Source organism: Microbacterium sp. 69-10, assembly GCF_001897945.1.
Classification (GTDB): Bacteria; Actinomycetota; Actinomycetes; order Actinomycetales; family Microbacteriaceae; genus Microbacterium.
Window position 1 is genome coordinate 43019 of record NZ_MKRT01000004.1, and the last position, 429, is coordinate 43447.

1 protein-coding gene is annotated in these 429 nt (G+C 73.7%); it reads right to left on the reverse strand.

Going from position 1 to position 429, the window contains the following annotated elements; translation table 11 throughout:
* On the reverse strand, positions 1 to 408 hold a 408-nt coding region (locus BGN97_RS01425; RefSeq protein WP_363331386.1), incomplete at its 3' end, for a histidine kinase dimerization/phospho-acceptor domain-containing protein.
* Positions 409 to 429 lie beyond the last annotated feature (21 nt).

The window sequence follows — 429 nt, forward strand, 5'->3', positions numbered from 1 at the left end:
CGCCAGCACCCGCCCGACGTCCTCGCCCTGTCGCAGCCGGTGCTCCGCCAGCTGGATACGGCTGTTCAACGTGGTGAGCGGTGTGCGCAGCTCATGACTCGCGTCCGCGACGAAGGCGCGCTGCACCCCGAGGGCCTCGGCGAGCGGTTCGGACGCCCGCCGCGACGCGTACCAGGCGATGACACCGAGCAGCAGCACCCCGATCACGCCCATCGCGATCACGACCGGCAGCACGTCGTCGAGATCGAGGATGCGATCGCCGAGCGGCTCGCCTGGTCGGCCGTGTGGGCGGGGGCCCGGCCGGCTCGCGGTGAGCAGGGCGGTGATGATCGTCGCGGTGACCGCTGTCACCACCGCGGCGGACGCGATGCCGACCCAGAGGCCGGTGCGCAGCGCGGAGCGCTGCACGCGCGCGCGATCGGCGGCTAC